Source organism: Clostridium merdae, from assembly GCF_900176635.1.
GTDB lineage: Bacteria > Bacillota > Clostridia > Oscillospirales > Acutalibacteraceae > Faecalispora > Faecalispora merdae.
The window spans coordinates 1,605,352-1,611,351 of sequence record NZ_FXLN01000004.1; the positions used below are offsets into that span (position 1 = coordinate 1,605,352).

The window sequence follows — 6,000 nt, forward strand, 5'->3', positions numbered from 1 at the left end:
GAGCGGGAGCTCACTCGGATTCCAAAGGCAGAGCCTTTGGTCGTTGAGAGGGGATTCAAGGGGAGAGAATCGATACTCTCCCCTTGAAAGGCCTTTGCCTACTTTCACCCTTTCGTGAAAGTAGGTGCCCGCCCCGGCATGAGGGGCAAAGCCCTGCGCCAGCAGAAACCCCTGCGTTCTAGCGCAAAACTACATTTACCAAACAAGCGATTCAAACTAGATTACCTAACAAAAAAACAGATGCCTATAACAGCATCTGTTTTTATATTACTTACTACTATTTAATAGATTAAGGGTGTGAAATCTCTTCCAACCGATAAACATCTGAACGGCGATTTTCCATGGTTTGCATCCGTGCGCGCACTCGGTCAAGATAATCTAAATCGATTTCAGCCATAGTAACGCCTGGCTCCTCTTTAGCGCGTGCAATGACCGTTCCCCATGGGTCTATTACCATACTGCCGCCAAATGCCGTTAGACGGGCATTTCGACCAATTTGGTTGGGGGCGATCATATAGCAGCTGTTTTCAATGGCTCTCGCCCGCAAAAGCGGCTCCCAATGATCTTTGCCGGTTGGTAATGTAAAGTTTGAGGGGTTAAACAATACCTGAGCACCCTGTTCCGCCATTAAGCGATAAAGCTCGGGAAAACGCAGGTCGTAACAAATGGCAAGACCAAACACGCCCAGCTCCGTTTCAACCGTTACCACGCGGTCACCCGCGGCAACCTCTTCCGATTCGCGCACTGCTTTGCCAGTAGGAAGAATAATATCAAAGGTGTGCAGCTTGCGGTATTTTGCCAACAGCTCACCCTTTGGTGAAAACAAAAAGCTGGTATTGTGCACTCGTGTATCGCCGGGAATTTTTTCTGCCCAGCTGCCACCATGAAGATAAACTCCAAACCGTTTGGCTGCAGCAGAAATCCGCTCATAGGTTTCACCAGTTTCGTCTTCCGCAAAATCAGTAGCAGGTAAAGACGCCTTAGCAATTACATTCATATTCTCTGTTAATACAACTAGGCGTGCTCCGTTTTCAGCAGCCTCCTGAATATAATCGCAAATTTGGTCAAGATTTTGCTTTTTGTCTTCTCCTGAATTTAGCTGAACCATACCAACTTGATATTTTCTCATTCAAACCTCCTGATAAATCAGTGAGCTTCCGTTTCTGCCTGCACGCATTCCGGGCAAACACCATAGAATACCAAGCTATGGGAGTTTACCTGCAACCCACAGCTGCGAGACATCTGCTGGTCCACAGAATCCGGCAGAAGCTGATATTTTAAATCCCGAACAGAACCGCACTCCTCACAAATAAAATGCTCGTGCGGGTCAATAATGGCGTCAAAGCGTTCTTGCCCGTTTACAACACCAACACTCATGATTTTGCCTTCCTCTTTAAAACGAGAAAGGTTGCGGTAAACCGTACCCAAGCTTAAATCGGGGTACTCCTGCTTTAACTGCTGATAAATCCATTCTGCTGTGGGGTGCGTGCTGGTATTCATCAACACATCTAAGATCGCTTTTCTTTTTCGACTGAAATTCTGACGTCTTTGCATAAACTCGATTCCTTTCAAAAGAAAACGATAATCATTATTTTTCTTATGATTATCATATCATGATATTCACGGAATGTAAAGATTCCGTTTTGAATTTACCGAGGACTTGCAACATACAGGCTGTTATTCGCATAAGATGCTAAAAACACCGAAAATGAGGGATGATGGATGCTGCTGTCCTTGCTGCGGGAAGCTATTTCAAATTTGATGTTCTTTGTGCTGCATGTAACTGGTAATGGGTCATTCCCACGACCGCTTTCCGCACAAGAAGAACGAGAGTACCTAGAACGATGGAAAAACGGCGACACAAAAGCGCGCAGTAAACTCATTGAACACAATCTGCGCTTGGTTGCACACATTATTAAGAAGTACTACTCTAATTTGAACGACCAAGAGGACCTTATCTCAATTGGCACCATTGGGCTGATTAAAGCGATAGACAGCTTTAATAGCGATAAAGGCATACGACTCTCAAGCTACGCGGCCCGGTGCATTGAAAACGAAGTATTAATGTTTTTCCGCAGCGGAAAAAAGAGTGCGCAAGACATTTCTCTAAACGAGCCTATCGATACCGATAAAGATGGGAATACTCTTACTCTCATCGATATTATGTCTACGGAAGATAACATCGTAGATAACCTTGATTGCAAGATTAAATCGGAACAACTAAAAAAATACATTTGCCAGTCTCTATCACCCAGGGAGAGAACCATTATAGAGCTGCGCTATGGCCTTAACGGTCAGGCACCGTTAACACAAAGAGAGGTAGCCTCCGCACTGGATATTTCACGATCCTATGTATCTCGAATTGAGAAAAAAGCATTGGGAACCCTGTTCAAACAATTTGATAAATAGTCGAAACGGGTTAGAAATGCTCATAATTTACCATATTATACCAGATTTCTCTAACTAAGTAAAGAGAAATATGAATCAATTCTATTTTTGTAGTTGCTTATTTGCTATTATCATTAAATTTGTATAAAAGAAGCCGAATAGAAAGCGTAGATGCTTCCTCTTCGGCTTCTTTCTTTTGTTTAACCTTTTCTGTGTTCTGTGTTCTATAACCGACCTTGAGACCATAAAACCAAAATTCCTATCAGAATAAATGTTAACGAAACCCTAGAAAAGTACGAACTGATTTTTTCTAAAAGTATATAAGATTTGTTGCTTCCCTTCCATTCTTCCAGTTCTTGTTCTTGCTCTTTACCTAATATTCTACGTTTAACGATTTCCTGTACAATTAATAGTAGCGTTCCAACTATTAATAAATATTTGACTGATTGGTCATTCATTAAGCTAATAAAAGATACCACCATTAGAATCGATACAAGAATAGGGAGGACTTGCAGCGTATAAAAACCTAACTTTTTAATACATTTCACCTCTTTTTTTGAGGTACCACCGAAACTATTTTCTCTGAACAAAAACTAGATAAATCAATATTAGAATAGCTACTGTAATTATGAGTCTGCTGAAATATATATTGAATAATTATTAAAAGTAGTATGTTTTTTTGCTCATTAATTCCTTCTGTACTTCGTCTTGTAGAGGTTTCCCGGAAACAATTTGCTGAACTACTAAAAAAATCAAAAAAGAAATTAAGACGATAAGACTTAGTTGAATGTTTGAGTTTCCAGTTAGTAATAGAAATACACATTGGATTCCCAACAAAATTAAAAAAATAGTCAATAAAATTTGTGCGACATAATACCTAACAAATGAATTCATCTGCACTCCTTTATTTATCATGACTCTAATTATCTATATCCTTTGATATCAAATTTACTATAAACCCAATTAGCAAATCCATCGTTGTCATAAGTATACATATATCTAATATCAAGGTTATATCCACGATAACCTTGACTATCACCGTAAATTTGTGCAATTGAGGCCGCTACTCCTAAAGCCGCAAGAATTGGAATCTTCTTTTTTTTCATCAAGGCTTTTGCTATTTCTTGTACGGAAGCTCCTTCAGGAATAACTCCAAATGCTGCTAATTCTGTATTTGTAATTTTAAACGATTGTCTGTAAGTATCGCCAATTTTTGGATTGCTTGGAAAGCCCATAGTACTAATACCACTAGATGCTCCTTTGGGCCCAAAAATAATCCTGTTTGGATTTTTGTTGCTTTCACGCCACACATAATATTGGATGTCTTTCTCTGAAAAACCATGACTTCTTAAAATATCAGCTTTTTCTTCATCAGAAACATTTAAATAAGAATTTGCTTTAGTTTGATTAATTGTAATTTCAGCATACTCATTTTCTGAACTGCTTGCGGCAAAAGCCAAGTTTGCAGTAGGCCCTACTAGCATTGCACATACGCTAATTGTACTAATAACTTTTTTTACTCTTTTTCATTCCTTCCAAATCTGTTTTTAAAAATAGTTTCTTTGAACTTGAAAACACTTACACCTTCTAAATTCTCTTTCATATATATGAACGATTTAGCAGTGTGTTTTGTTACATATATTTTTAAAAAAATATTAAATTATATTTATATTAGTATTTTATAAGAAAACTGTGTTAATAAAAAAAGAGTATGAAGACCATTTTAAGGGTAGCAAGTAATCTTACCATTGGGGTTTGAACAAAGTAAAAGCCAACGTCTTTTAGGCGCTGGCTTTTACTTTGGCATTATAGGTTGCTGTTCATGCCATCCCACTTATAGATGAAATGACTTCCTCTTATGTAATTGACTCTTTTAAGTAAAATATCTCAAGCGTTTCATTTTTAACACTTTCACACAATAATCCAGTAAAATATTGTGCGAAAATTAGGAGTAATAGAATTTGATAACAATTTTCTATTTATAAAACATTATATAAGTAAAGAAACATTGATTTTCGTGGGATTTTGGGTATAATAGTATTATTCTTACTATTTAGGAGATAATTAGCTTGCCTAGAGAAAAAGACAACACAACAAAAAGCGGAACCCCTGCTGGGATGAAGGAATTGCTGAAAAAGGCAACAACAGACATGCTGGTATTATTTCTGTTGCGCCAAAAACCAATGTACACCTATGAAATGATGCAGGAGATAGAAAAATTGAGTGGAGGAGTTCTCACATTCAATACTCTGTACATTGCCATCTATCGTCTTCAGAAGTACGGTTATCTGCTAGAATCGGATAAAGTACTTTCGGAAGATAATCGCATGCGCATTTATTTTTCTATTACCGAAGAGGGTAAAACCTATTTGGAAAACATCATTTCAGAATACGCGATCATTACCAATACGATTGACCAGATTCTCTCTATTGATAGGTCAAGTATCACTAGGGAGGAATAATGGGGGTTGAAAGAAACAATTCCCTATTTTTCATGATAGGGAAAACGTTTCTTTCTCAGGAATTCTGAACATAGTTTTCGTGCTGACATTTTGCTTTTAAAAAGCATATTTACTCAATTACATAAGGCACTGGTAGACTATATTGCAGTCATATTCGATACTACCGTTTCGCTATTATAACTGTAAAAGGAATTCTTTCACCATTTACCCAGCGAACTTTATACCAACCTTCATCTCGGCAAACAAAAAAAACAACACCAGATTATATCTGGTGTTGTTTTTTCTATGGTGGGCCTTCGGGGACTCGAACCCAGGACCGACCGGTTATGAGCCGGTTGCTCTAACCAACTGAGCTAAAGGCCCTTATAAATTACTTTAGTAGCAAGTAGGAAAAAAGCCGCCGCTAAATAATAACGACGGCACTTCCTGCAATTTGCTTGGCTCCCCAAGTTGGACTCGAACCAACGACCCTGCGGTTAACAGCCGCATGCTCTACCGGCTGAGCTATTGAGGAATATTAGTGTTGGCATCATCCTATTGTCCCGGGCCGTTACCAGCCAAGTATCTTCGGCACTGATGAGCTTAACTTCTGTGTTCGGAATGGGAACAGGTGGACCCTCACCGTCATCGACACCAACTATGTACCGCAGAGGAGGTTTTCGCCTTCCTGACGGATATTGTAAAAACAGTTTCCTGTTTTATACGGCTACTGTAAAGATTGTTTTGGTGACCCGTGGGGGAATCGAACCCCCGTTACCGGCGTGAGAGGCCGGTGTCTTAACCGCTTGACCAACGGGCCAAATATCTCAGCCTTAGTCAGGTGCAGAGGCCAGAGATCTGCCTCAGACCCCCGCCTGACTTCTTTGTGGTGCACCATCAGGGACTCGAACCCGGGACACCCTGATTAAGAGTCAGGTGCTCTACCAACTGAGCTAATGGTGCTTGCCAAGCGAAAACTTGAACCTCTTGCCGCTTTTCAGCAGCCGATGCGCTCGCAGCCCTTCGCCAATCTTTTGTACCCTATAACGGGCACTGAAAACTGAATAAAGAAGAAACAGAAGTAAAGCGATTGAGCAAGGCCCAACCAAGAAATATGGTCAAGCCCTCGACCGATTAGTACTGCCAAGCTAAATGCATTGCTACACTTACA

Annotated in this window: 5 protein-coding genes, 4 tRNA genes and 1 rRNA gene; 2 read left to right on the top strand and 8 right to left on the bottom strand. The window is 39.9% G+C overall.

Going from position 1 to position 6,000, the window contains the following annotated elements; genetic code table 11:
* Window positions 1-289 precede the first annotated feature (289 nt).
* The gene (locus tag CAN90_RS13355; RefSeq protein ID WP_085834287.1) at window positions 290-1,129 is read right to left on the bottom strand and encodes a carbon-nitrogen hydrolase family protein; all 840 of its coding nucleotides are present in this window, start codon (window positions 1,127-1,129) and stop codon (window positions 290-292) included.
* A gap of 17 nt (window positions 1,130-1,146) precedes the next feature.
* On the bottom strand, window positions 1,147-1,554 hold the full coding sequence (locus CAN90_RS13360) for a Fur family transcriptional regulator (protein WP_085834288.1): 408 nt from the start codon (window positions 1,552-1,554) through the stop codon (window positions 1,147-1,149).
* Window positions 1,555-1,722: 168 nt separating this feature from the next.
* Here CAN90_RS13360 and sigK point away from each other — a divergent pair, with 168 nt between their 5' ends.
* A complete protein-coding gene (gene sigK, locus CAN90_RS13365; RefSeq protein ID WP_085834289.1) occupies window positions 1,723-2,409 on the top strand; it encodes an RNA polymerase sporulation sigma factor SigK in 687 nt (228 codons plus the stop codon).
* Between the two features lie 902 nt (window positions 2,410-3,311).
* On the opposite strand, the gene CAN90_RS13380 is transcribed toward sigK, so the two are convergent.
* Complete coding sequence (locus tag CAN90_RS13380) at window positions 3,312-3,848, bottom strand: hypothetical protein (RefSeq protein WP_143750839.1); 537 nt, start codon at window positions 3,846-3,848, stop codon at window positions 3,312-3,314.
* Window positions 3,849-4,457: 609 nt separating this feature from the next.
* Here CAN90_RS13380 and CAN90_RS13385 point away from each other — a divergent pair.
* A complete protein-coding gene (locus CAN90_RS13385; RefSeq protein WP_085834293.1) occupies window positions 4,458-4,850 on the top strand; it encodes a PadR family transcriptional regulator in 393 nt (130 codons plus the stop codon).
* A 286-nt stretch (window positions 4,851-5,136) separates the two neighbouring features.
* Here CAN90_RS13385 and CAN90_RS13390 read toward each other — a convergent pair.
* The 5 genes from CAN90_RS13390 to CAN90_RS13410 all read right to left on the bottom strand — a co-directional run bounded on the left by CAN90_RS13390 (window position 5,137) and on the right by CAN90_RS13410 (window position 5,792).
* Window positions 5,137-5,213: transfer RNA gene (locus CAN90_RS13390), tRNA-Ile, on the bottom strand.
* A gap of 75 nt (window positions 5,214-5,288) precedes the next feature.
* Window positions 5,289-5,364, bottom strand: a tRNA-Asn gene (locus tag CAN90_RS13395).
* Window positions 5,365-5,371: 7 nt separating this feature from the next.
* A 5S ribosomal RNA gene (gene rrf / locus CAN90_RS13400) occupies window positions 5,372-5,488 on the bottom strand.
* Window positions 5,489-5,574: 86 nt separating this feature from the next.
* Window positions 5,575-5,649, bottom strand: a tRNA-Glu gene (locus CAN90_RS13405).
* A gap of 67 nt (window positions 5,650-5,716) precedes the next feature.
* A tRNA-Lys gene (locus tag CAN90_RS13410) sits at window positions 5,717-5,792 on the bottom strand.
* Window positions 5,793-6,000 lie beyond the last annotated feature (208 nt).

Coding starts and splice junctions, on each gene's coding strand:
- CAN90_RS13355 (WP_085834287.1), bottom strand. CDS start 1,129: ATGAGAAAATATCAAGTTGGTATGGTTCAGCTAAATTCAGGAGAAGAC.
- CAN90_RS13360 (WP_085834288.1), bottom strand. CDS start 1,554: ATGCAAAGACGTCAGAATTTCAGTCGAAAAAGAAAAGCGATCTTAGAT.
- sigK (WP_085834289.1), top strand. CDS start 1,723: ATGCTGCTGTCCTTGCTGCGGGAAGCTATTTCAAATTTGATGTTCTTT.